This is a genomic window from Acidovorax sp. NCPPB 3576 (genome assembly GCF_028473605.1).
GTDB lineage: Bacteria > Pseudomonadota > Gammaproteobacteria > Burkholderiales > Burkholderiaceae_C > Paracidovorax.
Map to the genome: position 1 here is coordinate 3,319,477 of NZ_CP097267.1, position 25,511 is coordinate 3,344,987.

A 25,511-nucleotide genomic window follows, 5' to 3' on the forward strand; every position below is an offset into this window, starting at 1 on the left:
GCGCGTGCGCCGTCCCGGGGCACGCTCATGGCGCCTTGTCCGCCAGGCAGCGCGCCATGATGCGCGCGGCCTCGGCCATGCGCGGGCCGGGGCGCACCACCACGTCGGCCTCGCCGGGGCCGAACAGGCACACGCGCTGCTCGCGCACGGCTTTCAGGCTGTTCCAGCCCGGGTACATCGCCATGGACTGCATGCTGCGGTTGCCCACCATCATCACGTCGGGCCGCGCCCGCACGACGAACTCGGGGTTCAGCCGCGGGAACGGGCCCAATTCGGGCGGCACCACGTTGCGCGCGCCCAGGCGCGCCAGCGTCTCGCCGATGAACGAGGCCGTGCCCGCCGCATACGGCCCCCGGCTCACCTCGAAATACACGCGGGCCCCGCGCGCGCGCGCCGGCAGCGACTGCGTGGCGGCCTGCACGCCGGCGTCGATCACGCGCCACAGCCGGTCGGCGCCCTGCTCCTGCGGCACGCCGAGCAGCTGGCCCAGCGTGGCGAGCACGCGGCGCACGTCGGCATGGGTCTTGGGCTCCAGCGCCACCACCTTCAGGCCCAGCGCCTCCAGCCGGTCGCTGGCGCGCGAGCTGGTGGCCAGCAGCACCACGTCGGGCTGCAGGGCGACGATGGCCTCGATGTTCGGATCGATGCCGCCGCCCACCTGGGGCAGGCGCTGCACGGCTTCGGGCCAGTTGGAATAGCGGTCCACGCCCACCAGGCGCTGGCATTGCTGCAGCTCGCACACGCTCTCCGTCAGCGAGGGCAGCAGGCTCACGATGCGCTGCGGCGGCTGGGCGAACGCCACGGTGCGCCCGCGCGCATCGGTCACCTCGAAGGCCTGCGCGGCCGTGGCGCCGGCCATCCAGGCAAGGGCTGCGAGCGCGAGCCCCACGGGCCAGCGGCGGGCGGCACGGCGGCGCAGGCGCTGCAAGAAATGCGTCATGGCGTGTCCTTCAGCAGCAGCGGCAGGCCCGCCGCGACCAGGGTGACGCGCTGGCAGGCCTCGGCCACGCGCTGATTCAGCCCCCCCAGCGCATCGACGAAGGCGCGCACCTCGCGGCCCATGGGGATCACGCCCAGGCCGATCTCGTTGCCCACGAGCACCACCGGGCCGGGGGCCTGGCGGATTGCTCCCAAAAACATAGCACACTGCCCTAGCCAATCATGCGCTGGAGGCCGATTTGGCTCCAACTCATCCAAGGCCGGCGCCGAGGCCGGCATGAGCCAGTTGGTGAGCCAGAGCGTGAGGCAGTCCACCACGATCAGCGTGTCGGCGCTGCCGTGGCGGGCGATGGCGCCGCCCAAGTCGAGCGGCTCTTCCAGCGTGCGCAGTCCGGGCACGCGCTCGGCGCGGTCGCGCTGGTGGCGCGCGATGCGTTCGCGCATCTCGTCGTCCCAGGGCTGCCCGGTGGCGATCAGCAGCGCGCGGTGCGTGGGCGAATCGGCCAGCCACTGGCGCGCCAGCAGTTCGGCGCGGCGCGACTTGCCGCTTTTCTGGCCGCCCAGGATCAGCTCGCTCGCGGCGATGGGGCCGGGGCCGCTCATGCCGCCTCCCGTGGCGCATCCGGGCTGGCGCCCAGCAGGGCCGCCACCGCGCGCGGGCTCGACGGAAACCAGGCGTGGAAGTAGCTCGCGTGGATGCTGCCGTGGCGGTACAGCGCCTCGCCCGGGCCGGGCGGCCCCGCGTGCGCGGGCCGCGCGGTGCGCGCCCGCACCGGGGCCGGGCTGTCGCAGGTGGAGTAGTGGAAGGTGTGGCCGCGCAGCACGTGGCCGTCCACGTCCAGCTGCTGCGGCCCCAGGGCCGCCAGCCGCTTTTGCATGGCCACGCGGCCCGGCAGCAGCCCCCACAGGGGCCGGTGCTGGCCGTCGGCCAGGGTGATCGATTCGAACAGCGCCATCATGCCGCCGCATTCTGCCCACACCGCGCGGCCGGCCCGCACGTGCGCCCGCAGGCTGGCCTGCATGCCGGTGTGGCCCGCGAGGCGTTCGGTATGCAGCTCGGGGTAGCCGCCGGGCAGCCAGACCGCATCGCACGGCGGCAGCGCCGCATCGGCCAGCGGAGAAAACCGCACCACCCGCGCGCCCAGCGCCTCCAGGGTGTCCAGGTTGGCGCGGTAGATGAAGCAGAACGCCGCATCGTCCGCCACCGCCACCGTGCGGCCCTGCAGCAGCGGCGGCACGGGCTCGGGCCGCTCGGGCGGGGCAAAGCGCACGGCCCAGCGCTGCAGTTCGTGCGGCGGCAGGCGGCCGAGCGGCGTGGCCGCCAGCGCATCGGCCGCGGCGTCCAGCCGCGCCAGGCCATCGGCCAGCTCGTGCGCGGCCACCAGGCCCAGGTGGCGCTCGGGCAGCAGGCCGGCCCGCGATCGCGCGGGGGCAGCGGGGGCCGCCGTGGCAGCGTCCTGCGCCTGCGCCTGCAGCTGCACGCGCGGCAGCGCGCCCAGCCAGTCTGCCGGGTCGTTCAGCCCCGCGCGCAGCAGGTCGGCATGGCGCTCGGTGGCGACGCGGTTGGCCAGCACGCCGGCCCACGGCAGGCCCGCGCGGTAGTGCCGCAGGCCGTGCACCACGGCCCCCAGCGTGGCGCCCATGGCCGAGGCATCCACCACCGCCAGCACGGGCAGCCCGAAGCGCTGCGCCAGGTCGGCCAGGCTGGGCGCGCCGTCGAACAGGCCCATCACGCCTTCGATGAGGATCAGGTCGGCCTCGCGCGCGGCGGCATGCAGGCGTTGCGCGATGTCGGCCTCGCCGGTCATCCACAGGTCGATCTGGTGCACCGGGGCGCCGCTGGCCAGTTGGTGCCAGCAGGGGTCGAGGAAATCGGGCCCGCACTTGAAGACCCGCACCCGCCGCCCCTGTCGGGCGTGCAGCCGCGCGAGCGCCGCCGTCACGGTGGTCTTGCCCTGGCCGGACGCGGGTGCGGCGATGGCAATGGCAGGGCAGCAAACGCTGCCCGCCATGCCAGCCGCTTCTTCTTCTCGCGCTGCTTCTCCCCTCGCCCTCATGGGTTCTTCATCGCCAGCCGCGCCGCGGTCATTGCGGCGCCCACTTCAGGCCCGCATAGAACGTGCGCCCCGCCGTGGCGTAGGTGCGGGCCAGCTGGTAATCCTTGTCGGCCAGGTTGTCCACGCGCGCCAGCAGCGTCACATCGCGTGCGATGCGCGTGCTGGCATACAGGTTGACGAGCGTGTAGCCGCCCAGCACCGTGGTGTTGGCCGCAGTGTCGAAGCGCCGGCCCGAGGCCTGCACTTCGGTGCCCAGCGTCCAGCCGGCGACCTGCGTGTCGGCCCCCAGCGTGCCGTGGCGCTTGGAGCGGCGCGCCAGCAGCCGGCCGGTGTCTTCGTCGCGCGGGTTCTGGAAATCCACCGAGCCGCGCAATTGCACGCCAGCCACCTTGTACGAGCCCGAAAGAGTCACGCCGTCGTACTTGGCGCGCGCGGTGCTGGCATAGCAGCCGAAGGGGGATGGGCATCCGCCCGGCCCGCCGAACACGATGAGGTTCTTCACGCGGTTGCGGTACGCCACGGCCGAGAAGGTGCCCGCCCCCTCGGCCCAGCGAAGGCCCAGCTCGGCGTTACGCCCTTCTTCCGGCTTGAGCGATGCCAGCCCGTATTCGCTGAAGCGCTGGTACAGCGTCGGCGCGCGGAACGAGGTGCCCACGGACGCGGTGGCGCGCCACTGCGGCGTGATGGCATAGCCATACGCGGCGCTGCCGGTGTTCTGGCCGCCGAACTCGCTGTCGGAGTCGTGGCGCACGTTGAACTGCAGCGTGTGGCCGCCGGCATTGAAGCCGTAGCCCAAGGCCAGCGCGTCCTGCGAACGCTTGCTGTCGATGGGCGCGTTCTCCAGGCGGTCTTCGCGGCGTTCCAGCGCGGCGGTCACCCGATGCGGGCCCTGGCTCCATTCGTTCTGGAACAGGTAGCCGCGCAGGCGCGTGTCGGTCAGGTACACGGAAGGCTTCGTCTCGTAGCGGTCGCGCGAGTCGGTGACCGACACGCGGGTGGTGTATTGCGGGGTCCACTTCGCGGCCCAGTTCAGGCCGAGGGCGTGCATCTTGTGCAGATTGCGGTCATCGTTGCCAAGCGGCGTGGCGTCGTAGCCGGAGTTCATCTCGCTGGCCACCAGCGTGCCTTCCAGGCGGTGGACCGCATCGATCTGCAGGCCCACCCGGGCGTTGCCGGAGGTACGGCGGTAGCCGTCCTTGTCGGGGTTCTGCGTGGCAACGGTGCGCGCGTTGAAGCCCTCGCTCGTCTCGCGCGCCAGGCCCAGGGCATAGTCCACCGCGCCCGTGGCGCCGCTCACGCCGGCCTCGGCCTTGTAGGTGCCCTGGCTGCCCACGCCAACGCCCACATAAGGGGCAGTGCCGGCCTCGCCCCGGCGCGTGAAGATCTGCACCACGCCGCCGATGGCGTCCGAGCCATACACCGCGCCGGCCGGGCCGCGCAGCACCTCGATGCGGTCGATGACCGCCAGCGGAATCGCCTCCCACGGCGCGCCGCCGGTGGATTGGGAATCCATGCGCACACCGTCGATGTACACGGCGGTGAAGCGCGTTTCGGCGCCGCGCAGGTACAGGCTGGTGGCGCTGCCGGGGCCGCCATTGCGCACCATCTCGACACCGGGCAACCGCGCCAGCACGTCGGCCAGGCCGGTCGCGCCGCTGTTCTCGATGGCCTCGCGGTCCAGCACGGACACGTCGGCCACCAGATCGGCCAGGGGCTGCGGCGTGCGCGTGGCGGCCACCACGGTTTCGCTCAAGGAGGGCACGCGCTGGTTTTGCGCCAGGAGAACGGGGGCGTCCTGCGCCTGGGCTTGCGCAGCGGCAGGCACGGCGGCGAACGCCAAGGCCACGGACGCAGCCAAGGCAGCGGGCCGCAGGGATGAAGGTGCGGCGGCAAGGGCAGCGGCGCGCGCACGGAACAAAGGCTTTTTCATGGAAACAGACAGAACTGGCAAACATCCCCGCGCCGGCTTCCCCGCCGGCATTGGGCGAAACAGCCGCACCTTCGGGACCATGAGGGTCCGACCAGGCGCGGCCACGTTGTTGGCCGGTATCCGGGCTGGCGGAACGCCCTCCAGCGCCTTCCCAGGCGCTTGTTCAAGGCGCCCAGTGGCTCATGGCTGGAGAGTGAATCGGGCAAAAAAACCGACTCGTCCGCTGACCGTTGCGGGGGCAGCGCAGGCACGGCGCGCTCTGGCGAACGCAAACCTCCCTGCTTCCCGTTGAACTGCGGCATGCGAACCACGCCGCGAGCACCAACCTGCGGATTTTACGGGTGTTGCAGGCTGTAAACGCCGCCCGATGGGGTGGCGGTGGCGCCAACCCTACAATCGCGGCTGTATGGATCCATCCTCTCCCATCGACCAGATCGCCGAACGCGTGGAGCGGCTGCTGTTGCGCCATGCGGAACTGCAACGCGCCAATGCCTTGCTGACCGCCCAGGTGGTCCATCTCACCCAGGAGCGAGACTCGCTCAAATCCCGGCTCAACACCGCCCGCGCCCGTGTGGACGCGCTGCTGGAGAGCCTGCCCGCGACGCCCCCCTCGAAGGACGCCGAATGAAGCAGATCGAAGTCCAGATCATGCAGCAGAGCTACCTGCTGGGCTGCCCCGAGGGCCACGAATCGCGCCTGCTGCAGGCCGTGGAGCGCGTGGACACCGCCATGACTCGCATCCGCGATGCCGGCAAGGTGCGGGCCCGCGAGCGTATCGCCGTGCTGGCGGCGCTCAACCTGGCCTTCGAGATCGCCGACCGCGAAGAGGCCGACCTGGCCTCCGCCGCTCAGGCCCAGGCCACGGCCCCGACGGAGCCCGCGCCGCTGGCCCGTGCCGAAGGCCCGCAATTCACCGATGGCCCGGCGCCATCGCATGCCTCCCTGGCGGGCGACCCGTCCGGCCAGATGCAGTTGCTTCTGCGCCGCCTGGACGATGCGCTCGGCGACGACGGACGCCTGCTTTAGCCTTCATTAAAAACGGTTACGCAACGGCCGCTCGCGCGCCGTGGATGCAGCGCCTACAATGGGGACGTCTGCGGTGCTGCCGGGCTTTATATTTCCTTGAACCAATGCTCATTGAGCACGGGCTTGGTACATTGCCCGGTGAGCGTGATCATCTCGCGTCAGATGAACCCAACGCCTGGCTGCCCTCGCCCACCTGAACCCCCGGTTCAGGATGCCGGTCCGGTGGCATTCGCAGACACCTGTTTCTTCGCGGCGCGGGCTCATGCCGGCGCCGGCAGTTCCCACGAATAGCTCTGGCGGCTTGCCAGAAGGCTCCTGAAAGCCTCGGCAGGCATGGCCGGCGCGCACAAATACCCCTGGAAATAACGGCAGTCCATCTGCTCCAGCGCCTTGCGCTGCTGCTGCGTTTCCACGCCCTCCGCCACCACCTCGATGTGCAGCGCACGCCCCATGTGCACGATGGCATTGATGATCGCGCGGTCGCCCTCGTCGTCGGGCAGGCCACGCACGAACGACTGGTCGATCTTGAGCTTGTGGATCGCCAGTTTCTTCAGATAGGCCAGGCTGGAATAACCCGTGCCGAAGTCGTCGATGGCCAGGCCGACGCCCAGTTCGGCCAGGGCCACCAGGCGCTGCTCCATCTCCTGCGCATCCTGCAGCAAGATGGTTTCGGTCAGTTCCAGTTCGAGCAGCTTGGCCGGCAGGCCATGCTTGAGCAAAAGCCGCGTGAGCCGCTCCACGAAGTCGGGCTGGCGAAACTCCAGCGCCGACACGTTCACCGCCATGACGAGCGGCGAGCCCGACCGCAACCAGCGCGCGGCCTCCTGCACGGCCTGCTCCATGACCCACGAACCCAGCGTGATGATGTAGCCGGACTCTTCCGCCAGCGGAATGAACACGCCCGGCGAGATGGGCCCCAGTTCCGGATCGGTCCAGCGCAGCAGTGCTTCGGCCCCCACCACGCCGCCGGTCGCCATGGCGACCTGCGGCTGGTAGTGCACCACCATGCGCTGCTGGCCCAGGGCCTGCCGCATGGCGTGCTCGAGCTTCATGCGCGACAGCAGATCGGCATTCATCTGCGGCTGGTAGAAGCCGTAGCTTCCACGGCCGCGCTCCTTCACGCGGTACATGGCGGTGTCGGCCTGCTTGATGAGGTCGTCCAGCGTCTCGCCGTCCTGCGGGTACAGCGCCACGCCGATGCTGCACTGGATGGAAAACCCCATGCCGTCGAGCATGAAGGGCCGCAGCATGTCCTCGAGCATGCGTCGGGCCACGCCTTCGGCGATGGCGGCATCGCCCCCGTGCAGGTACACCACGAACTCGTCGCCGCCCAGGCGGCACAGCATGTCGCTCTGGCGCAGGCAGCCCTGCAGGCGCTTGGCCACGATCTGCAGCACGCGGTCGCCGAACAGATGGCCCAGGGAGTCGTTGATGATCTTGAAGCGGTCCAGGTCAACGAACAGGATGGCGAAACCACCTGCATCCAACCGCGATGCCTGGATCGAATCGATGGCCTCGCCCACGCGGCGCGACAGGCGCAGGCGGTTGGGCAGCCCGGTGAGCACGTCGCTGTAGGCCAGCTCTTCGATGCGCGTGCGAGCCGCATGCTGCTGCGTGAGGTCGCGCATGAAGCCGATGCTCTGCAGCGCATTGCCCTCCTCGCTGCGCAGCACCACCCACGACAGGTGCACCGCGCACGCGGGCTTAGCGGTGCCGCTCGCGCCGCTCTCGGGCAGGCAAAGCTCGCCCTCCCAGAAACCGTCGCGTTCCCACGCCGCCAGCACATGCTCCATCCAGCCCGCGTGCGCGTCTTCGGCGCCGAAGATCGATGCCGCAGGCACGCCCTGCAAGGCCACGGCGGGCGCGCCGATCAGCCGCTCGCAACTGGGGTTCATCCGCACGATCTGGTGGCGGTCGTCGGCGATGAAGATGGCATCCAGGCTGGAGTCGAAAACGCGCGCAGCCAGCCGCAGGCTGGCCTGCGCCTCGGCGTTGAGCGTCACGTCGCGAAACGAGAACACCCGGCCCACGGGCCGGCCCTGGCTGAGCTGCGGCACCGAGCGGCGCTCGATGATGGTGCCGTTGCGCAGGTGAAGGATGTCGGAGGTCTCGCGTCCGGGCTCCAGCGCGATGGAGGACAGCCGCGCCCGGTAGGCATCGGCATCGGCCACCTGCTGCTGCATGTGGGCGACCACGGCGGCGTCGTTGCGCTGCACGAGCAGGTCCTCGGGCATGCCCCACAGCTGTGCCAGCCGCTGGTTGAAGGCCCGCATGCGTCCGCCCATGTCGTACACCAGCATGCCGTCGGCGGCAGAGTCGAGCGTGGCGCGCAGTTCGGAAAGCAATATCTCCAATTCGCGCTCGTTCGAGGCCTGCTCGCGCCGGTCGATCATGGTCACCAGCAACAGGGCCTCGCCCGCTGGCGAATCCACCCGTGACACGCGCCGGTCCACCGGAATGAACTGTCCATCGCCGCCCAGCAGGCCGGAGTGCGAGTGGATGCCGCGCATCAGCGCATCGCGGTCCTGCGCCCAGAAATACAGGTCTTCCGGCGTGCAGGCCAGCAGCTCGACCGCGTTGGCGCCTTCCATGGCTTCGGGCGAACGCCCGAGCAGCGCGGCCGCCCCCTGGTTGGCGAAGCGCACGGTGAGCCCCTCGGGCTCCACCAGCCAGACCGCCTCCAGCAGCCCATCGAACACGGCACGCCACACGCTGCCCTGGGGGCCGCGGATCACGACTGCGCCCCGGTCGGCGCGGCTTCTACGGCCCGTTCGAAGTAGTAGCAGATGCGCTTGCGGGGCGACAGGTAGTCGAGCGCATCGCGCGGCAACTGCGCCGGGCGAAGGCTGCGGCGGATGCCCAGCGCCGGCTGGTCTTCCAGGTCGATCACCAGGGCATCGTCCTTGGAGACACCGGACTCGTGCACGATCACCCTGGGCCGCAGCGGGCGGGCCGAGTTCACGGCCGTCACGATGGCGTAGCGGTCATCGACCAACTGCACGATCGATCCCGGCGGATACACGCCCATCATGCGGATGAAAGCCCGCAGCACCACGGCATCGAACCGCTGCTTGTGCTGCGCGAAGATCACCGACAGCGCCTCGTGCGGGGTGAGCGCATTGGCGCCCCGCAGCGGGTTGCACAGCCGGTCGTAGTAGTTGACCAGCGCCAGCACCTGCCCGCCGCGGGATATGTCAGCCCCTTTGAGCTGGAGCGGGAATCCGGTGCCATCGGCCATTTCATGGTGCTGCGCGATGGCCTCGACGACGGCGGTACCCAGGCCCATGCGCTCTGCCAGCACGACGGATTCGCCGACATGCGCCTCGTACAGGGCCTGGTCGGCCGGGCCCAGTGCGGAATGTGGCTGGGCCACATGGGGCGGCAGCGTGATCTTGCCCAGGTCGTGCAGCAGCGCCGCTGCGCCCAGGGGCTGCAGGTCGTCGCCCAGCATGCCCAGCGCCTTGCCCAGCAGCAGCGACAGCACCATCACGTTGACCGAATGCAGGGCCGCGCGCGTGCCCACCCGCTCGGAGAGCAGGCGGATGGCGGAATCGCCCTGGTCGAGCAGCTCATCCACGCAGGTGGAAACCAGCGCGTTGGACGAGGAACGCGCCTCGGACGGGTCTTGTTCGGCGCTGGTGGCCAGGCGTTCGTACACCCGGGTGGCACGCGCAAAGCGCTCGTCGCAGGCGGCCAGCGAGCGGCTCTGCGCCTTGATGCGCTCGCGGAACTCCGCCATCGATGCCTGCGCGATGGAAGGCCCTTCCACCACGGACTCCCGCGCTGCCTCAGTGACCGGATCGGGTGCGGAGGGATGGCCGGGCGGCAGCAGGCCCTGCACCGACGGATCGCTTTTGGAAGGTATCCAGCGCACCTGGGACAGCCCCAAGGCGGCCAGCGTGCTGATCTGCTCCGGCGACGCGATGCGGAAGCTGCTGACTGGAAAGGGATGGTTCATCCAGCCCAGATCGAGCTGGATGAACATGCCTACGCGCAGCCGGCCGACATCGATGAGGAGGGGATTGGTCACTTTCGGGGGGCACCGGAAGGCGCCACGGGGACGCCGGGGTATTGGTAACCATTATCACCAGTTAATACACCCTCGAATCAAATGTCAAAAACTTCACAAACCCCGATCACGATAGCCGTGATTAACCCCGCGTTCAGGGCTGGTGGCTACAGGCACCAGGGCTCGGCCTGCCGGTGGAAAACGTCCATCCACAGTCCCCAGGCGGCAATGCCGAACAGCAGCAGGCCGGACACCCGCACGCCCCACCCTCCCCTGGCGCCCCCGGCCGCACCGCCGCTGCGCAGCCGTTGCCAGATCCACTGGCCGGCCACCAGCCAGGCCGCGCCCCCCGCGCCGAAGCAGACCATGGCCAGCGCCCCGCGCCAGGGGTTTCCGGTCAAGGCCGCGAGCAGCAGCGCGGAATACAAGAGGCCGCAGGGCATCAAGGCCCATGCAAAACCCGTGGAAAACAGGCCGCCGGGCGATCGAACCCAGGGGGCGACGCGCCGCCACAGCAACCGGCCCGCGTGGTCCACCCAGGCCGGTTGCCGCGCCTGAAAGACCAGCAGCACGGCCCAGGCGAGCACGGCGACATGCAGCAGCGTCCATGCAGGGCGCAGCGCAGTTGCCTGCTGGGTCAGCCAGGCCAGGCGGTCCATCGCCCAGGCCGCCAGGGCGCCCGCGAGGGCGTACCCGGCCAGCCGCCCCAGATGGAAGGCGAAGGGCCGCGTCCAGAGGCGGCCCGCCGGCAAAGCCACGCCGCGGCCCGCCCATCGCACCGGCTGCGCCCCTGCGTTTTCCGCCGTGGCGTGGTCCGGGCCGCCAGCGCGCACCAGCGCCCCGCAGGGCGCCGCGCACATCGCCAGGCAATGCGGGCCGCCCGCCAGCCCCATGGCCAACGCGGTCCAGACCAGGGTATCGGGCATGCCTTCCCCGTCCCTTCAGATGATGCGGGAGAACCGCGCGCGATTGCGGTCGGCCTGCAGGTAGCGGTCAAAAAGCATGGCCACGCCGCGCACGAAGAACCAGCCCATGGCGGTGACCTCGATGCCTTCCTGGCCGAGCACGACCAGGCCCTGCGCCTGCAGATCCTCCAGCGCCTGCAGCTCGGCAGCGAAGTACTGCCGGAAATCGATCAGCCACGCCTGCTCCACCGGCTCGAACAGCACCTCGCCCTGGCACATCAGCGCCATGATCACGGAGCGGCGCACCAGGTCGTCGCGCGTGAGCGCCAGGCCGCGCACGACCGGCAGGCGCCCCTGGTTGATGAAGTCGTAGTACTCGTCCAGCGTCTTGGCGTTCTGGCTGTAGGTCGCGCCCACGCGGCCGATGGCCGACACGCCCAGGCCGAGCAGGTCGCAGTCGGGCTGGGTGCTGTAGCCCTGGAAGTTGCGGTGCAGCCGGCCCTGGCGCTTGGCCACGGCCAGCGCGTCGCCCGGCAGCGCGAAGTGGTCCATGCCCACATAGACGTAGCCGGCGTCCTGGAACGCCCGCAGCGATTGCGACAGCATGGCCACCTTCGACGCCGCCAGCGGCAGATCGGCCGGCACGATGCGGCGCTGGGGCTTGAAGCGCTCGGGCAGGTGGGCATAGGCATACAGCGCGATGCGGTCGGGCCGCAACCGGCCGACCTGCTCGAGCGTGCGCTCGAAAGACTCGGGCGTCTGCCGCGGCAGGCCGTAGATCAGGTCCACGTTGATCGATTCGAACCCCAGCGCCCGCGCGCTGGCCACCAGGTCGAAGACCTGGCCTGCCGGCTGGATGCGGTGCACGGCTTTCTGCACTTCGGGGTCGAAGTCCTGCACGCCGAAGCTCAGGCGGTTGAAGCCCAGCTCGGCCAGCAGCGCCAGCCGGTCCGCATTGACCGTGCGCGGATCGATCTCGATCGAATACTCGCCGCCAGGCGCGAGCGTGAAGCTGCGCTGGAGCATGGCCATCAGCGACCGCAGGCCGTCGTCCGACAGGAACGTCGGGCTGCCCCCGCCCAGGTGCAGCTGGCTCACCACCTGCCCCACGCCGCACTGGGCCGTGTGCAGGTCGATCTCGCGGCTGAGGTAGCGCAGGTACACCTCGGCCCGCTCGGGATGCCGGGTGATGATCTTGTTGCAGGCGCAGTAGTAGCAAAGCGATTCGCAGAACGGGATGTGCACATACAGCGACAGGGGCAGCGCCTTCGCGGCGGACCCCAGGCGGCGCTGCTGCAGAGCGAGAACGTATTCGTCCTGCCCGAAGGCCTCCACGAACCGGTCGGCCGTCGGGTAGGAGGTGTAGCGGGGGCCGGGCACGTCGAAGCGGCGCAGGAGTTCAGGGGTGACAGCGATCATGGGATTTCCTTGTGCCTGCCCAATGTGCCGCAGCCCTTACGGGAAACCCTTGACATGGGTCAAGGGTTCTGCAGGCGCACACTGCCACAATTGATCCATGACAGGTGCCCTGCGTTCGCCCGGGGTCTCCCACCCTGCCGGCAGCCGCCCTCTCCTCAACGCAAAGGCCTTGTCCATGAATCCGCAAACCATCAAAGTGGCCTGCTCGAACTGCAACCTTCGCGAGTTGTGCATGCCGCTGGGTCTGAACGACCAGCAATTGCAACGGATCGACGACATCGTGGCCGTGCGCCGCAAGGTCAAGCGGGGAGCCACCCTGTTCCACAATGGCGAGCCCTTCAGTTCGCTCTTCGCCATCCGCACCGGCTTCTTCAAGACCTGCGTGGCCACCGAGGACGGCCGCGACCAGGTCACGGGCTTTCAGATGGCCGGCGAGATCATCGGCCTGGACGGCATCGTCAGCGACCACCACACCTGCGACGCCATCGCGCTGGAAGATGCCGAGGTCTGCGTCATGCCCTTCGACCGCATCGAAGAGCTGTCGCGCGAGGTCACGGCGCTGCAGCACCACGTGCACAAGATCATGAGCCGCGAGATCGTGCGCGAGCACGGCGTGATGCTGCTCTTGGGCAGCATGCGGGCGGAAGAGCGCCTGGCGGCCTTCCTGCTCAACCTGGTGCAGCGCCTGCATGCGCGGGGCTTCTCGCAGTCCGAACTCGTGCTGCGCATGACGCGCGAGGAAATCGGCAGCTACCTCGGGCTCAAGCTCGAGACGGTGAGCCGCACTTTCTCGAAGTTCGTCGAGGACGGCATCGTCGAGGTCAAGCAGCGCCACGTGCGCATCCTGGAAACCGACGCGCTCAAGCGCATCGTGAACTCGCAGAACTGCCACTGAGCGGCCCGGCACAGGCACCGACGCTCGCACCTCATGCGCCCGGGTGGTGGCGCGCGCAGTCGGCGGGCCGGTCGGTCACCGGCACGGGGCAGCGGTTCAGCTCGAACGGCGACATGGCCAGCAGCGTGGTGAGCGCGCTCGACGCCATCGTCACCAGCCAGAAAGCAAAAAAAGCGATGGTGTAGACGCCCTCGCGCGAGAGCGCCAGCGGCTGTCCGAACCAGTGCATGTCCTGCGGGTCCACCAGGGCAAAGACCAGCATTTCCAGCACGCCCGCCATCAGGAAGGCGGGCCATGCAATCCACATGAGGCGTTGGGTCCACATTGCGCTTGTCTCCTCGTTTCGGGGGGGGGTGCGGACCAGCCGCTTTTCAGCGCGGCTGGTCCTGCGCGGGGGTGGCCGCATGGTTGCGCGCCTTCATGGCCGGGGCCAGGCTGTTCGACTGGCCGCCCAGCGTCTTGTTGATCTCGATGCCCTGGCGGTAATAGTCCTCGGCCACCACCGGGTCGGGGCGCACGATCGCCACCCACAGCGTGGTAAAGCCCGCCACGACCACGATGGCCGGCCCGGCAATGACCATCCAGACGAAGCCGAACTTCCACCAGGGAGCGGACGAAGGAACGGAAACCGGTGCGGTGGCGACGGTAGGGGACGGCATGGTGTTCACTCCTGACAGGAAAGAAGGAAAGGCGGCCGGGCCGAAGGCCTGGCGCCTGGAATCGAAACGGTGGGGCCGGCGGCTCTCATCGCGGCACCAGGAACACCGACTTCTCGGCGACATGGCCGCCCGAGCCCAGCGCCTGCACGTCGAACTGCACGGCATGCGATCCGGGCGGCGCGGAGCCGTAGGGAATCTGCAGGCGCACGGCCACCCAGCGGGATTCGGCCGCGCCGATCTCCACCTCGGCATCGGACGCCACGCGCAGCCCCTGCAGTCCGCTCGCGCCGATGCGGTAGCGCTGGCCGGACTCGGTGGCGTTCATGATCTGCAGGCGGTAGATGTTCTCCAGCTGCCCGCCGGCCACGATGCGCGAGAGCGCGGCGCGGTCGCGCACCACGTCCACCTTGAGCGGCGTTCGCATGACCAGGCTGGCCAGCAGCCCCACGCACAGCGCCACCAGCACCGCGCTGTAGATCAGCACGCGGGGGCGCAGCACGCGGCGCAGCATCTGCGCGCGCCCCCAGCCCGCCGCCACGCCGTTCTGGGTGGAAAAGCGGATCAGCCCCGGCGGGTAGTGCATCTTGTCCATCACCGTGTTGCAGGCGTCCACGCACAGCCCGCAGCCGATGCACTCGTACTGCAGGCCGTTGCGGATGTCGATGCCCACCGGGCACACCTGCACGCACAGCGTGCAATCGATGCAGTCGCCCAATCCCTTGGCCTTGTAATCCACCGTCTTGGTGCGCGGCCCGCGCGGCTCGCCGCGCGCGTCGTCGTAGGTGACGATGAGCGTGTCGCGGTCGAACATGGCGCTCTGAAAGCGTGCGTAGGGGCACATGTACTTGCACACCTGCTCGCGCATGAAGCCGGCATTGCCGTAGGTGGCGAAGCCGTAGAACAGCACCCAGAAGATCTGCCAGCCGCCCTGCATCGCCAGCAGCTCGCCCGACAGCTGGCGGATGGGCACGAAGTAGCCCACGAAGGTGAAGCCCGTCCACAGCGCCACCGCGATCCAGAGGAACTGCTTGAGCGCCTTCTTGCGCACCTTCTCGAAGGTCCAGCCCCCGGCGTCCAGGCGCAGGCGCGCGCTGCGGTCGCCCTCCACCCGGTGCTCGATCCACATGAAGATCTCGGTGTACACCGTCTGCGGGCAGGCGAAGCCGCACCACAGGCGCCCCGCCACCGCGGTGAACAGGAACAGCGACATGGCGCTGACGATCAGCAGGCCCGTGAGGTAGATGAAATCCTGCGGGTACAGCACCAGCCCGAACAGGTAAAAGCGCCGCGCCCCCAGGTCGAACAGCACCATCTGCCGCTCGCCCCACTGCAGCCAGGGCATCACATAGAACACGAGCTGCGTGAGGGCCACCATGGCCCAGCGCCAGCGGGCGAAAGCGCCGTGGATGGAGCGCGGGTAGATCTTCTTTTGCGCCTCGTACAGCGACACCATCTCGGCGGCCGCATCGGCGGCGCCAGGCGCGACCGGGGTGATGGGAATGACCTTGCGGGCAGGCCCGCTGGGTGGCTTCATGGCAGTTCTCGAAAGGGTCGGCCGGCAAAGGAACGCTCAAGCGGCGGCACCGCCGGCCAGGGTGCACCGCCAGGGGCGGAGATCGCGTTCCTCGGGGTCATCGGCTCGTTCAGCGCACCGCGTTCGCGCGGTTGGACAGGCCCCACACGTAGGCGGTGAGCACGCCGATCTGCGCCTCGGTCAGCTTGTCGGCCTGGGCGGGCATCACGTTGACCTTGCCGTGGTTGACCATGGCGGTGATGGCCGCCTCGCCCCAGCCGTGCAGCCAGATGTCGTCGGTCAGGTTGGGCGCGCCCAGGGCCGTGTTGCCCTTGCCGTCCATGCCGTGGCAAGCCGCGCAGGCAGTGAACTTGGACTTGCCCAGCGAAGCGCGCAGCGAATCGTGCGGGCTGCCCGACAGGCTCAGCACATAGTGCGCGAGGTTGCGGATGTCCTCGGGCGAGCCCACGGCCGCGGCCATGGGCGGCATGGTGCCCATGCGGCCCTTCTCCAGCGTCTCGCGGATGTTCTCCGGCGCGCCGCCGTGCAGCCAGTCGTTGTCGGCCAGGCTGGGAAAGCCCTTGCTGCCGCGTGCGTCCGAGCCGTGGCACTGCGCGCAGTTGTTCATGAACAGGCGCTCGCCGATGGCCATGGCCTCGGGGTTGGCGGCCATCTCCTCGGTCTTCATCGCGGCGAAGCGCGCGTACAGCGGCGCAAGCTCGGTGCGGGCCTTGGCCATCTCGGCCTCGTACTCGCCGGCCTGCGTCCAGCCGAACTGGCCGGCGAAGCGGCCCAGGCCCGGATAGACGGCCAGGTAGCCGAAGCCGAAGACGATGGTGAGCACGAACAGCCACATCCACCAGCGCGGCATGGGGTTGTCCATCTCCCGCAGGTCCTCGTCCCAGACGTGGCCCGTGGTGTTGTCGCTGCTGGGGGCGACCTTCTTGCGCGCCGTGATCCAGAGCAGCAGCAGGCAGCCCAGAATGCCGACCACGGTCAGCCCCGCTACGTACAGCGACCAGAAATTGTGGGTGAAGTCACTCATGTCGTTCTCATTGTTTTTTGCGGATCAGTCTTGCTCGAAGGGCAGGCGCGCGGCCTCCTCGAACCGGGCCCGGTTGCGGCGCGAGAACGCCCAGACCAGGATGCCGAGGAAGCACGCCAGCGATGCCAGCGTGGCGACGATGCGCACAGTGGTGATGTCCATGACCAGCTCCTTGGGGTTCGTTACTTGAGGGCGCGGCCCATGACCTGCAGGTAGGCCACGAGCACGTCCATCTCGGTCTTGCCCTTGACCTCCTCGGACGCGGCGGCGATCTGCTCGTCGGTGTAGGGCACGCCCACCGTGCGCAGCGCCTTCATGCGCGGCGCAGCCACGGCGGGATCGACGGGCGTCTTCTCCAGCCAGCTGTAGGCGGGCATGTTGGATTCGGGCACGACGTCGCGCGGGTTGTTCAGGTGGATGCGGTGCCACTCGTCGCTGTACTTGCCGCCCACGCGGTGCAGGTCGGGGCCGGTGCGCTTGCTGCCCCACTGGAAGGGGTGGTCGTACACGAACTCGCCGGCCACCGAATAGTGGCCGTAGCGCAGCGTCTCGGCGCGGAAGGGGCGGATCATCTGCGAGTGGCAGTTGTAGCAACCCTCGCGCAGGTAGATGTCGCGGCCCAGCAGCTGCACCGCGGTGTAGGGCTGCACGCCCGTCACGGGCTCGGTGGTGGACTTCTGGAAGAACAGCGGCACGATCTCGGCCAGGCCGCCGATGGCGACCACCAGCACGATCAGCACGATCATCAGGAAGTTGTTGGTCTCGATCTTCTCGTGCGAGAAGCCGGCCGATTTGGGGTTGTGTTCGGACATGGAATGCGCTCCTCGGGGCTCAGGCATGGGCTGTGTTCACGGCAGGGATCGACACCTTGACCGAGCGGCCCGAGATGGCGGTGGCCCACACGTTCCAGGCCATCACCAGCATGCCGCCCAGGTACAGCAGGCCGCCGGCGAAGCGGACCACGTAGAACGGATAGGTGGCCTTCACGCTTTCAACGAAGGTATAGGTGAGCGTGCCGTCGGGATTGATCGCGCGCCACATCAGGCCCTGCATGACGCCGGCGATCCACATCGCGGCGATGTACATCACGATGCCGATGGTGGACATCCAGAAGTGCAGCTCGATGGCGGGCACCGAGTGCATCTTTTCCCGGCCGAACAGGCGCGGAATCAGGTAGTACAGCGAACCCATGGTGATCAGGCCCACCCAGCCCAGGGCGCCGGCATGCACGTGGCCCACGGTCCAGTCGGTGTAGTGGCTGAGCGCGTTGACGGTCTTGATGGACATCATCGGGCCCTCGAACGTGGCCATGCCGTAGAACGACAGCGACACGATCAGGAAACGCAGGATGGGGTCGTCGCGCAGCTTGTGCCAGGCGCCCGACAGCGTCATCACGCCGTTGATCATCCCGCCCCAGCTGGGCGCCAGCAGGATCAGCGAGAACACCATGCCCACCGATTGCGTCCAGTCCGGCAGCGCGGTGTAGTGCAGGTGGTGGGGGCCCGCCCACATGTAGGTGAAGATCAGCGCCCAGAAGTGCACGATCGACAGGCGGTAGCTGTACACCGGGCGGCCGGCCTGCTTGGGGATGAAGTAATACATCATCCCGAGGAAGCCCGCGGTGAGGAAGAAGCCCACGGCATTGTGGCCATACCACCACTGCACCATCGCGTCCTGCACGCCGGCATAGGCCGAGTAGCTCTTCATCCAGCCCGCAGGCACTTCGGCGCTGTTGACCAGGTGCAGCAGCGCCACCGCCAGGATGAACGCGCCGAAGAACCAGTTGGCCACGTAGATGTGGCGCACCTTGCGGCGGCCGATGGTGCCGAAGAACACGATGGCATACGACACCCACACCAGCGTGATCAGGATGTCGATGGGCCACTCCAGTTCGGCGTATTCCTTGCCGGTGGTGTAGCCCAGCGGCAGGCTGATGGCCGCCGCCACGATGACGAGCTGCCAGCCCCAGAACGTGAACGAAGCCAGTGGCCCCGCGAACAGGCGCACCTGGCAGGTGCGCTGCGCCACGTAGTAGCTGGTCGCGAACAGCGCGCAGCCGCCGAAGGCGAAGATCACCGCGTTGGTGTGCAGCGGCCGCAGGCGGCCGTAGCTGAGCCAGGGAATGCCGAAGTTGAGTTCCGGCCAGGCCAGCTGGGCGGCGATGAAGACGCCGACCAGCATGCCCACCCCCCCCCACACCACGGCCATGATCGAAAACTGCCGGACGACGGTGTCGTCGTAATGCGCGGCAGCGGTTTTTGGAGATTCCATCGTGCACCTCTTTGATTGCACGGAAAGTTTCTTCCGGATACCCGTTGGGGGCATTGACGCATGTCAATCGTTGCGATGAATCCGGCCGGGGTGTTGCGCCGAAAGCTCAGGCGCGGTGAAGGACGCGCGGGGCGTGCAGCGCAGCACCACGCGATGCACCGCCGGCCTCGCCATGCAGCAGGCGCAGGCGGCCGCCATCGCAATCGGAATCGCGTGCGCTCAGTCGTCGCGCAGGATGCGTTCGCCCTCTTGCTCCACGTCCTCGAACTGGCCGCGGTGCACGGCCCAAGCGAGGCCCATCAGCACCAGCAGCACCAGCACCACGGACAGCGGAATGAGCAGGTACAGGATGTCCATCAGACGCCTTCCGCGACGGCCGCGACGCCTGGGGCCACGGGGGCCAGGGGCGCTGCCTGGGCGCCGGCCACCACGCCACCCGCCCCCTTCGCCAGCCGCGCCGCATTCGCGACCACCAGCAGCGAGCTGAGCGCCATGCCCAGCCCGGCCAGCCACGCCGGCATGAGGCCCGCCACGGCCAGCGGCACGCACAGCGCGTTGTAGAGCGCGGCCCACCACAGGTTCTGCCGCACCACGCGCAGGGTGCGGCGCGCCAGCAGCAGCGTCTGCACCACCTGCTCCAGGTCGCCGCCCATCACCACGAAATCGGCGCGCGACTGCGCCAGCGGCACGGCGCGGCCGAAGGCGAACGACACATGCGCGCCCGCCAGCACCGGCCCGTCGTTGAGCCCGTCGCCCACCATGGCCACGCGGTGGCCCCGCGCCTGCTCGGCCTGCAGCAGCGCGAGCTTGTCCTGCGGCGTGCAGTCGCCCTGCGCCCGCTCGATGCCCACCTGCGCGGCGATGCGCCGCACCGCGCCGGGCCGGTCGCCGGAGAGCAACTGCACGGCCACGCCCGCATCGCGCAGGCGGCGCACCGCGCGCGGCGCTTCGGGGCGCAGGTCTTCGCGCCAGTCGAACCGGGCCAGCTCCACCCGCGTGCCGTCGCTGTGCTGCTCGGACAGCACCACCTGCTGCCCCGCGGCGCTGTCCTCGGCCCCATCACCGGCCGGGCCGCCGGCGCCCGCATGGCGCACCGAGCCCAGGCGCACGGTGCGCTCGCCCAGGGCCAGGCGGCCGCGCCCGTCGGGCACATCTTGCGGCCCGGCACCGCCTTGCTGCAGGAGCGCCACCAGGCCTTCGCCCGCCAGTTCCTGCACCTCCAGCACCCGCCACTGCGTGGCGCCATCCAGTCCCTGCTGCGATGCCGCAGCCACCAGCGCCCGCGACACCGGGTGCATGGAATGGCGGGCCACGGCTGCGGCCAGCGCCAGGGCATCGGCCCGGTCCACGCCCGGTGCCGGGTGCACGCCGCGCACGGCCATGCCGTCGCGCGTGAGGGTGCCGGTCTTGTCGAACACCACGGTGTCCACGCCCGCCAGGGCCTCCAGGGCCTGCAGGTGGCGCACCAGCACGCCCTGGCGCGCCAGCGTGCCCGCCGCGGTCAGCATGGCCACGGGTGTGGCGAGCGACAGCGCGCAGGGGCAGGTCACGATGAGCACCGCCACCGCCACCATGAGCGCATGGCCCGGGTCGGTGGGCCACCACCACGCGGCGGCCAGCGCGGCGGCCGCCAGCACCGCGATGAGAAACGGCCGCGCGATGCGGTCCGCCAGTTGCGCCAGGCGGGGCTTTTGCAGCGAGGCGCTTTCCATCAGCGCCACGATCTGGGCGAAGCGCGTGTCGGCGCCCACGCGCTCCACCCGCATCTGCACGGCCGACTGCAGGTTGTAGCTGCCGGCAGTCACCGCGCTGCCCTCGGGCCGCGCCACGGGCGTGGACTCCCCCGTGAGCAGGGCCTCGTCCGCGAGCGTGTCGCCCCGCGTGATGCGCCCATCGGCCGGGAAGGCCTCGCCCGGCAGCACGCGCACCGTGTCGCCCACGGCCAGGCGCCGCACGGCCACGCGCACGAAGGCGCCATCGGGCCCCAGGCGCTCCACGCTATCGGGCAGGCGGTTCATCACCGCCTCCAGCGCGCCGGCCGTGCGGTCGCGCAGCCGCAGCTCCAGCCAGCGGCCGGTGAGCAAAAAGAACACGAACATGGTCAGCGAGTCGTAGAACACCTCGCGCCCGAAGATTCCGCTGGGATCGAAGGTGCCCGCCGTGCTCACCCCGAAGGTGATGGCCATGCCCAGCGCCACGGGCAGGTCCATGCTCACCCGGCGCAGCCGCACGTCGCGCAGCGCGTTCGCAAAGAACGGCCCGCAGGCGAAGATGACCACCGGCAGGGTGATGACCCACGAGGCCCAGCGCAGCAGTTGCTCCATCTCGGCCGTGAGGTCGCCCGGCTGCGCCACGTAGGCGGGCCACGCGTACATCATCACCTGCATCATGCAAAAGCCGGACACCAGCCAGCGCCACAGCGCGCGGCGGTGCTCGCGCTGGCGCTCGGCGCGCGCGAAGGCGTCCATGGCCGGCAGGGCCCGGTAGCCCGCGCGCCGCACGGCGGCGATCCATTGCGAAGGCCGCACCTGCGCCGCATTCCACACGACGCGCGCGCGCCGGGTGGCCGCGCTCACATCGGCCTGCGCCACGCCCGGCACGGCGCGCAGGGCCTCCTCGATGGTGAGGGCGCAGGCGGCGCAGTGCATGCCTTCCAGCACCACATGCGATTCCCAGGTCTGCGCGGCGGCATCGGCGCCAGCGTCAGCACCCGCAGGCAGGCGGGCACGGCCGAACGACGGCCACTCCTGCGGGTCGTCGAGCAGCGAGGCGCCCTCGGCGCACACAGCGTCCGGGGCCCGCGTTCCCGCGGCCAGATCGGGGCGGTCGGGAGTCGGCTCGAAGCGGTGGGACAGCATGGACCCGAGGCTATGCGCCCTGCCCCGTCCGCACATTGACCTGGATCAAGCCTGCCCATGCCCGGGCTTCGTAAGCTGGCGTCCTCCGTCCACTTCGGGAGTCTTCCATGTACCAACGCATCCTGATCGCCACCGATGGCTCCGAGCTCTCCGGCAAGGCCGTGGACCACGGCCTCGCGCTGGCGGCGCTGAGCGGCGCCGCCGTGGTCGTGCTCAAGGTGGTGCCGCGCTATCCGCGCAGCTACTTCGAAGGCGGCTCCGTCGTGGACAAGGGCGATGCCAAGCGCATCGAGGCGCAGTGGACAGCAGCCGCCAAGGCGCTGGTGGACGGCATCAAGACGCTGGGCAGCGCCCAGGGCGTGGCGGTGAAGGCGGTGGTCACCAAGTCAGACCTCGTCGCCGAGGCGGTGATCGCCGCGGCCCGCAAGCACCAGTGCGACCTGATCGTGATGGCCTCGCATGGGCGCAAGGGCCTGCAGCGGCTGCTGCTGGGCAGCGAAACGCAGCACGTTCTGACCCACTCGCACATCCCCGTGCTGGTGCTACGCTGACCGGGGGCGATCCGCACGACAGGATGATTGCGCATCGAATCGCCCTCCAGCGCAATCAGTACCAGGGCATATTGCTATAAAAAACGGAGCATCCGCCTGCAGCGCGCGCCTCCGTCTCCGCCATCAGTGGTTGCCCAGGTACAGCTGCGCCATGCGCTCGTCGGCCAGCAGTCCGCCGGCCGGGCCCTGCAGCACGCAGCGCCCCTGGTCGAGGATGTAGCCCTGCTGGCTGATCTGCAGCGCCTGGCGCGCGCGCTGCTCCACCATCAGCACCGCCACGCCGGCGGCGGGCAGCGTGCGCACCATGTCGAACACCTTGCCGACCAGCGAGGGCGCCAGCGCCGCCGTGGGCTCGTCCAGCACCATGATGCGCGGCGAGGGCATCAACGCGCGGGCGAAGGCCAGTTGCTGGCGTTCGCCGCCCGAGAGGTTGCTGGCCGGCTGCGGCAGGCGCTCGACCAGGGCGGGAAAATCCGCCAGCACCGCATCCATGCGGCGCTTGACGTGCGGCACGCCGCGCACCACCAGCAGGTTCTCGCGCACGGTGAGCGAGGGGAACACGTTGGCCACCTGGGGCACGTAGGCCAGGCCGGCGTCGAACCGGTCTTCGGCCGACAGCCGCGTGATGTCGCGCCCGCCCAGGTGGATGCTGCCCGCCACGCGCGGCAGCAGGCCCAGCAGCGCCTTCACCAGCGTGGACTTGCCCGCGCCGTTGGTGCCGGCGATGGTGACGATCTCGCCCGGCGCGACGGCCAGGTCGATGCCGTGGATGATGTCCACGTCCGAATAGCCGCCGCGCAGCTGCCCGATCTGCAGCAGGTTGCCGCTGCCGCTGCCGTTGTGCGATGCGCTGGTCATACCACCCCTCCCATGTAGGCCTCTTGCACGCGCGGGTCGTCCAGCACGGTGTGCGGATCGCCCTCGGCGAGGATGCGGCCGCGGTCCATCACGATCATGCGGTGGGACAGCGCCTTGAGCGCCTGCAGGTGGTGCTCGATCACGATGAAGGCGATGCCGCGCCCGTGCAGCTCGCGCACGCGGTCGCAGATCTCTTCGATGAGCACCGGGTTCACGCCGGCGAAAGGCTCGTCCAGCAGGATGCAGCGCGGGTCCAGCATGAGCACGCGGCCCAGCTCCACCAGCTTCTTTTGCCCGCCCGACAGGCCGCCCGCCCGCACGTCGCGCACGCGCGCCAGGTTCAGGAACTGGAGGATGCCGTCGGCCTTGGCGGCCAGCTGCGCTTCGTGCTCGCGCAGGCTGCGCGTCTGGAAGAACGCGTTCACCAGCCGCTCGCCCTGCGGATTGGCGGCAGCGGCCAGCAGGTTCTCGTGCACGGTGAGGCTCTTGAATTCGCGCGGGATCTGGAACGTGCGCACCAGGCCCATGCGCGCGCGGCGGTGCGGCGGCACGCGGGTGATGTCCTGGCCCGTGAACGTGATGCGCCCCGCATCGGCCGGCTGCTGGCCGGCGATGGCGGCGAACAAGGTGCTCTTGCCCGCGCCGTTGGTGCCGGCAATGCCCAGGATCTCCTGCTCGGCCAGCTGCAGCGACACATCGTCCACCGCCCTGAAGCCGCCGAACAGCCGGGTCACGGCTTCCACTTTGAGCAGCGTCATTTCGAGGGGCCTCCGAAAAGCCCGTTGGGCCGGTACAGCGTGACGAGGATCAGCGCCAGGCCCACGGCGGCCAGGCGCAGGCTGGCCATGCCCACTTCGGACACGCCCGGCACCCAGTCCTTGGCGAAGCGCGAGCCCTCCAGGAACACCATGAGCAGCAGCGAGCCGAAGACCGCGCCGCGCACCGTGCCGGCGCCGCCCATCACCAGGCCCATCCACACGTAGAACGTGATGAGCGGAATGAACTGCTCGGGCGTGATGAAGGTGATGAAGTGCGCGTAGAACGCGCCCGCCACGCCGGCCAGCGCCGCGCCCAGCATGAACACCTGCACCTTGAACCACGCCGGGTCCTTGCCCAGGGCCGACAGCGCGGCCTCGTCGTCGCCGATGGCTTTCAGCAGCCGCCCGAAGGGGCTGCGCGTGAGCCGCACCGTGCCCCAGGACACCAGTGCGACCAGCGCGAGCAAGGTGGCGAACGTGGCCACGTCCGACACCGGCCCCCAGGCCGCGAACAGCTTGGGCAGGCCCGGCAGGCCCTGCACGCCCTTGGTGAGCCAGCTTTCCTGCTGGATGGAGATGCGCACGGCCTCCGAGAAGCCGAGCGTGACGATGGCCAGGTAGTCGTCGCGCAGCCGCAGCGACAGCAGGCCAATGGGCAGCGCCAGCAGGCCCGACAGCACGCCCGCGGCCACGAAGCACAGCGCCAGCGGCACGCCCTGCAGCGACAGCAGGCCCGAGGTATAGGCGCCCACGGCGAAGAACGCCACCACGCCGAAGTTCACCAGCCGCGTGAGTCCGAACTGCAGGTTCAGGCCCAGCGCGAGCAGGCAGTAGATGAGGGCGATGACGCCGATGGCGCAAAGGTAGGCAATCATGGATTCGGCTCCTTCGGCATCAGCGCACCCGCTGCACGCGGCCCATGATGCCGGCCGGGCGCAGCAGCAGCACCAGTGCCAGCACCACGAACGACAGCACCAGCTTGTACGACGGCCCCAGCAGCGGCACGGCCAGCTCCTGCGCCACGCACAGCAGCAGCGCGCCCAGCACCGCGCCCACCGGGCTGCCGATGCCGCCCAGCACCATGGCGGCGAAGGCGGGAATCAAGCTTTCCCAGCCCATCTCGGGGCTGACGATGGCCTTCATGCCCAGCAGCACGCCGCCGATGGCCGACAGTGCCCCCACCAGCACCCACAGGCTGAGCATGAGCCCGCCCGCGCGGATGCCGCTGGCGCGCGCCAGATCGGCGCTGTCGGCCACGGCGCGCAGCTGGCGCCCGAAGCTCGTTTTGTAGATGAGCACGAACACCACCAGCAGGCACAGCACGGCGATGCCCGCGATGGCCACGTCGGTCGGCAGCAGGCGCACGCCGCCGAAGTTCCAGGCCCGCACCAGCGGCAGGTCGAACGTGCGCTGGTCGTGCCCGGCGAAGAACGAAATCAGACTGCGCAGCAGAAAGCCCAGGCCGATGGCCGCCAGCATGGACGACACCATGGGCCGCCCGGCCAGCTTGCGAAAGATCAGCGTGTACGAGCCCGCGGACACCACGGCGGTCGCGGCCATGCTCGCCAGCGCCGCGGCCCACAGCGGCCAGCCGCCCAGCATCTGCACCGCCACGGCGGCATAGGCGCCGGTGGTCAGGAAGTCGCCCGTGGCCGCGTTGGGAAAGCGGTTGACGCCCATCACCAGGGTCATGGCCAGTGCGGGCAGCGCCACCACCAGGCCTTCGATCAATCCATTGATCAACAGGTTTGCGAAAGCGATCCAGGTCATTGCGTCATCTCGTTCTTACCCTGCCTTGTCAGAAAGCCCGGGCCATCC

General features: G+C 69.6%; 25 protein-coding genes and 1 riboswitch. Of the genes, 4 read left to right on the forward strand and 21 right to left on the reverse strand.

Going from position 1 to position 25,511, the window contains the following annotated elements:
* Positions 1-25: 25 nt before the first annotated feature.
* The 4 genes from M5C98_RS15305 to M5C98_RS15320 all read right to left on the reverse strand — a co-directional run bounded on the left by M5C98_RS15305 (position 26) and on the right by M5C98_RS15320 (position 4,926).
* Positions 26-940 (reverse strand): ABC transporter substrate-binding protein, encoded by a 915-nt coding sequence (locus M5C98_RS15305; RefSeq protein WP_442867186.1) that lies wholly within the window; start codon positions 938-940, stop codon positions 26-28.
* Positions 937-1,542, reverse strand: a complete 606-nt coding sequence (locus tag M5C98_RS15310; RefSeq protein WP_272548296.1) for a bifunctional adenosylcobinamide kinase/adenosylcobinamide-phosphate guanylyltransferase — start codon at positions 1,540-1,542, stop codon at positions 937-939. The genes M5C98_RS15305 and M5C98_RS15310 overlap by 4 nt, the downstream gene beginning before the upstream one ends.
* Entirely contained in the window at positions 1,539-2,951 is a 1,413-nt protein-coding gene (locus M5C98_RS15315; protein ID WP_272548297.1) for a cobyrinate a,c-diamide synthase, read from the reverse strand. The genes M5C98_RS15310 and M5C98_RS15315 overlap by 4 nt, the downstream gene beginning before the upstream one ends.
* 73 nt (positions 2,952-3,024) lie before the next feature.
* Positions 3,025-4,926 carry a TonB-dependent receptor domain-containing protein gene (locus M5C98_RS15320; RefSeq protein ID WP_272548298.1) on the reverse strand — a complete coding sequence of 634 codons (1,902 nt, stop codon included), beginning with the start codon at positions 4,924-4,926 and terminating at the stop codon, positions 3,025-3,027.
* Positions 4,927-5,020: 94 nt separating this feature from the next.
* Positions 5,021-5,266, reverse strand: a riboswitch (cobalamin riboswitch).
* Between the two features lie 66 nt (positions 5,267-5,332).
* Between M5C98_RS15320 and M5C98_RS15325 the strand changes: the two genes are divergently transcribed.
* The gene (locus M5C98_RS15325) at positions 5,333-5,554 is read left to right on the forward strand and encodes a DUF904 domain-containing protein (RefSeq protein WP_272548299.1); all 222 of its coding nucleotides are present in this window, start codon (positions 5,333-5,335) and stop codon (positions 5,552-5,554) included.
* Positions 5,551-5,952 carry a cell division protein ZapA gene (locus tag M5C98_RS15330; protein ID WP_272548300.1) on the forward strand — a complete coding sequence of 134 codons (402 nt, stop codon included), beginning with the start codon at positions 5,551-5,553 and terminating at the stop codon, positions 5,950-5,952. Before M5C98_RS15325 ends, M5C98_RS15330 begins: the two co-directional genes overlap by 4 nt.
* Before the next feature lie 260 nt (positions 5,953-6,212).
* On the opposite strand, the gene M5C98_RS15335 is transcribed toward M5C98_RS15330, so the two are convergent.
* The 4 genes from M5C98_RS15335 to hemN form a co-directional block, all read right to left on the reverse strand.
* Positions 6,213-8,687 carry a sensor domain-containing protein gene (locus M5C98_RS15335; RefSeq protein WP_272548301.1) on the reverse strand — a complete coding sequence of 825 codons (2,475 nt, stop codon included), beginning with the start codon at positions 8,685-8,687 and terminating at the stop codon, positions 6,213-6,215.
* Positions 8,684-9,982: an HD-GYP domain-containing protein gene (locus M5C98_RS15340; protein ID WP_272548302.1), complete on the reverse strand. Its 1,299-nt coding sequence runs from the start codon at positions 9,980-9,982 to the stop codon at positions 8,684-8,686. Before M5C98_RS15340 ends, M5C98_RS15335 begins: the two co-directional genes overlap by 4 nt.
* A gap of 146 nt (positions 9,983-10,128) precedes the next feature.
* Entirely contained in the window at positions 10,129-10,887 is a 759-nt protein-coding gene (locus M5C98_RS15345; protein WP_272548303.1) for a sulfite exporter TauE/SafE family protein, read from the reverse strand.
* A 15-nt stretch (positions 10,888-10,902) separates the two neighbouring features.
* On the reverse strand, positions 10,903-12,285 hold the full coding sequence (gene hemN / locus M5C98_RS15350; RefSeq protein WP_272548304.1) for an oxygen-independent coproporphyrinogen III oxidase: 1,383 nt from the start codon (positions 12,283-12,285) through the stop codon (positions 10,903-10,905).
* Positions 12,286-12,460: 175 nt separating this feature from the next.
* Here hemN and fnr point away from each other — a divergent pair, with 175 nt between their 5' ends.
* Positions 12,461-13,180, forward strand: a complete 720-nt coding sequence (fnr, locus tag M5C98_RS15355; protein WP_272548305.1) for a fumarate/nitrate reduction transcriptional regulator Fnr — start codon at positions 12,461-12,463, stop codon at positions 13,178-13,180.
* Positions 13,181-13,211: 31 nt separating this feature from the next.
* Here fnr and M5C98_RS15360 read toward each other — a convergent pair whose 3' ends face one another.
* The 9 genes from M5C98_RS15360 to M5C98_RS15400 all read right to left on the reverse strand — a co-directional run bounded on the left by M5C98_RS15360 (position 13,212) and on the right by M5C98_RS15400 (position 21,526).
* Positions 13,212-13,505: a hypothetical protein gene (locus M5C98_RS15360; protein WP_272548306.1), complete on the reverse strand. Its 294-nt coding sequence runs from the start codon at positions 13,503-13,505 to the stop codon at positions 13,212-13,214.
* 46 nt (positions 13,506-13,551) lie between these two features.
* Complete coding sequence (locus M5C98_RS15365; RefSeq protein WP_272548307.1) at positions 13,552-13,839, reverse strand: FixH family protein; 288 nt, start codon at positions 13,837-13,839, stop codon at positions 13,552-13,554.
* A gap of 85 nt (positions 13,840-13,924) precedes the next feature.
* Positions 13,925-15,373 carry a cytochrome c oxidase accessory protein CcoG gene (gene ccoG, locus M5C98_RS15370; RefSeq protein ID WP_272548308.1) on the reverse strand — a complete coding sequence of 483 codons (1,449 nt, stop codon included), beginning with the start codon at positions 15,371-15,373 and terminating at the stop codon, positions 13,925-13,927.
* 109 nt (positions 15,374-15,482) lie between these two features.
* Complete coding sequence (ccoP, locus tag M5C98_RS15375) at positions 15,483-16,397, reverse strand: cytochrome-c oxidase, cbb3-type subunit III (RefSeq protein WP_272548309.1); 915 nt, start codon at positions 16,395-16,397, stop codon at positions 15,483-15,485.
* A gap of 24 nt (positions 16,398-16,421) precedes the next feature.
* A complete protein-coding gene (locus M5C98_RS15380) occupies positions 16,422-16,559 on the reverse strand; it encodes a cbb3-type cytochrome oxidase subunit 3 (protein ID WP_272548310.1) in 138 nt (45 codons plus the stop codon).
* Positions 16,560-16,579: 20 nt separating this feature from the next.
* Positions 16,580-17,209 (reverse strand): cytochrome-c oxidase, cbb3-type subunit II, encoded by a 630-nt coding sequence (gene ccoO, locus M5C98_RS15385; RefSeq protein ID WP_272548311.1) that lies wholly within the window; start codon positions 17,207-17,209, stop codon positions 16,580-16,582.
* Positions 17,210-17,228: 19 nt separating this feature from the next.
* Positions 17,229-18,668: a cytochrome-c oxidase, cbb3-type subunit I gene (ccoN, locus tag M5C98_RS15390; RefSeq protein ID WP_272548312.1), complete on the reverse strand. Its 1,440-nt coding sequence runs from the start codon at positions 18,666-18,668 to the stop codon at positions 17,229-17,231.
* A gap of 219 nt (positions 18,669-18,887) precedes the next feature.
* A complete protein-coding gene (ccoS, locus tag M5C98_RS15395) occupies positions 18,888-19,025 on the reverse strand; it encodes a cbb3-type cytochrome oxidase assembly protein CcoS (RefSeq protein WP_272548313.1) in 138 nt (45 codons plus the stop codon).
* Positions 19,025-21,526, reverse strand: a complete 2,502-nt coding sequence (locus M5C98_RS15400) for a heavy metal translocating P-type ATPase (RefSeq protein WP_272548314.1) — start codon at positions 21,524-21,526, stop codon at positions 19,025-19,027. The genes ccoS and M5C98_RS15400 overlap by 1 nt, the downstream gene beginning before the upstream one ends.
* 107 nt (positions 21,527-21,633) lie before the next feature.
* On the opposite strand from M5C98_RS15400, the gene M5C98_RS15405 reads away from it, so the two are divergent.
* Positions 21,634-22,077, forward strand: a complete 444-nt coding sequence (locus M5C98_RS15405) for a universal stress protein (protein ID WP_272548315.1) — start codon at positions 21,634-21,636, stop codon at positions 22,075-22,077.
* Positions 22,078-22,200: 123 nt separating this feature from the next.
* On the opposite strand, the gene M5C98_RS15410 is transcribed toward M5C98_RS15405, so the two are convergent.
* From M5C98_RS15410 to M5C98_RS15425, 4 genes are read right to left on the reverse strand one after another with little or no spacing between them, the layout of a single operon-like run.
* Positions 22,201-22,935, reverse strand: a complete 735-nt coding sequence (locus tag M5C98_RS15410) for an ABC transporter ATP-binding protein (protein ID WP_272548316.1) — start codon at positions 22,933-22,935, stop codon at positions 22,201-22,203.
* Positions 22,932-23,693, reverse strand: coding sequence for an ABC transporter ATP-binding protein (locus M5C98_RS15415; RefSeq protein ID WP_272548317.1), 762 nt, complete (start codon positions 23,691-23,693; stop codon positions 22,932-22,934). Before M5C98_RS15415 ends, M5C98_RS15410 begins: the two co-directional genes overlap by 4 nt.
* Positions 23,690-24,568: a branched-chain amino acid ABC transporter permease gene (locus tag M5C98_RS15420; protein WP_272548318.1), complete on the reverse strand. Its 879-nt coding sequence runs from the start codon at positions 24,566-24,568 to the stop codon at positions 23,690-23,692. Before M5C98_RS15420 ends, M5C98_RS15415 begins: the two co-directional genes overlap by 4 nt.
* A 19-nt stretch (positions 24,569-24,587) precedes the next feature.
* The gene (locus M5C98_RS15425) at positions 24,588-25,463 is read right to left on the reverse strand and encodes a branched-chain amino acid ABC transporter permease (RefSeq protein ID WP_272548319.1); all 876 of its coding nucleotides are present in this window, start codon (positions 25,461-25,463) and stop codon (positions 24,588-24,590) included.
* Positions 25,464-25,511: the final 48 nt, after the last annotated feature.

What these genes read in the sequence shown, in the direction of transcription:
- M5C98_RS15380 (WP_272548310.1), bottom strand. Translation starts at nt 16,559, where the DNA reads ATGGACATCACCACTGTGCGCATCGTCGCCACGCTGGCATCGCTGGCG.
- M5C98_RS15325 (WP_272548299.1), top strand. Translation starts at nt 5,333, where the DNA reads ATGGATCCATCCTCTCCCATCGACCAGATCGCCGAACGCGTGGAGCGG.
- M5C98_RS15425 (WP_272548319.1), bottom strand. Translation starts at nt 25,463, where the DNA reads ATGACCTGGATCGCTTTCGCAAACCTGTTGATCAATGGATTGATCGAA.
- M5C98_RS15420 (WP_272548318.1), bottom strand. Translation starts at nt 24,568, where the DNA reads ATGATTGCCTACCTTTGCGCCATCGGCGTCATCGCCCTCATCTACTGC.
- M5C98_RS15365 (WP_272548307.1), bottom strand. Translation starts at nt 13,839, where the DNA reads ATGCCGTCCCCTACCGTCGCCACCGCACCGGTTTCCGTTCCTTCGTCC.
- ccoS (WP_272548313.1), bottom strand. Translation starts at nt 19,025, where the DNA reads ATGGACATCCTGTACCTGCTCATTCCGCTGTCCGTGGTGCTGGTGCTG.
- ccoG (WP_272548308.1), bottom strand. Translation starts at nt 15,373, where the DNA reads ATGAAGCCACCCAGCGGGCCTGCCCGCAAGGTCATTCCCATCACCCCG.
- M5C98_RS15310 (WP_272548296.1), bottom strand. Translation starts at nt 1,542, where the DNA reads ATGAGCGGCCCCGGCCCCATCGCCGCGAGCGAGCTGATCCTGGGCGGC.
- ccoO (WP_272548311.1), bottom strand. Translation starts at nt 17,209, where the DNA reads ATGTCCGAACACAACCCCAAATCGGCCGGCTTCTCGCACGAGAAGATC.
- M5C98_RS15305 (WP_442867186.1), bottom strand. Translation starts at nt 940, where the DNA reads ATGACGCATTTCTTGCAGCGCCTGCGCCGCCGTGCCGCCCGCCGCTGG.
- fnr (WP_272548305.1), top strand. Translation starts at nt 12,461, where the DNA reads ATGAATCCGCAAACCATCAAAGTGGCCTGCTCGAACTGCAACCTTCGC.
- M5C98_RS15345 (WP_272548303.1), bottom strand. Translation starts at nt 10,887, where the DNA reads ATGCCCGATACCCTGGTCTGGACCGCGTTGGCCATGGGGCTGGCGGGC.
- M5C98_RS15415 (WP_272548317.1), bottom strand. Translation starts at nt 23,693, where the DNA reads ATGACGCTGCTCAAAGTGGAAGCCGTGACCCGGCTGTTCGGCGGCTTC.
- ccoN (WP_272548312.1), bottom strand. Translation starts at nt 18,668, where the DNA reads ATGGAATCTCCAAAAACCGCTGCCGCGCATTACGACGACACCGTCGTC.
- M5C98_RS15400 (WP_272548314.1), bottom strand. Translation starts at nt 21,526, where the DNA reads ATGCTGTCCCACCGCTTCGAGCCGACTCCCGACCGCCCCGATCTGGCC.
- M5C98_RS15330 (WP_272548300.1), top strand. Translation starts at nt 5,551, where the DNA reads ATGAAGCAGATCGAAGTCCAGATCATGCAGCAGAGCTACCTGCTGGGC.
- M5C98_RS15360 (WP_272548306.1), bottom strand. Translation starts at nt 13,505, where the DNA reads ATGTGGACCCAACGCCTCATGTGGATTGCATGGCCCGCCTTCCTGATG.
- M5C98_RS15315 (WP_272548297.1), bottom strand. Translation starts at nt 2,951, where the DNA reads ATGGCGGGCAGCGTTTGCTGCCCTGCCATTGCCATCGCCGCACCCGCG.
- M5C98_RS15320 (WP_272548298.1), bottom strand. Translation starts at nt 4,926, where the DNA reads ATGAAAAAGCCTTTGTTCCGTGCGCGCGCCGCTGCCCTTGCCGCCGCA.
- M5C98_RS15405 (WP_272548315.1), top strand. Translation starts at nt 21,634, where the DNA reads ATGTACCAACGCATCCTGATCGCCACCGATGGCTCCGAGCTCTCCGGC.
- hemN (WP_272548304.1), bottom strand. Translation starts at nt 12,285, where the DNA reads ATGATCGCTGTCACCCCTGAACTCCTGCGCCGCTTCGACGTGCCCGGC.
- ccoP (WP_272548309.1), bottom strand. Translation starts at nt 16,397, where the DNA reads ATGAGTGACTTCACCCACAATTTCTGGTCGCTGTACGTAGCGGGGCTG.
- M5C98_RS15410 (WP_272548316.1), bottom strand. Translation starts at nt 22,935, where the DNA reads ATGACCAGCGCATCGCACAACGGCAGCGGCAGCGGCAACCTGCTGCAG.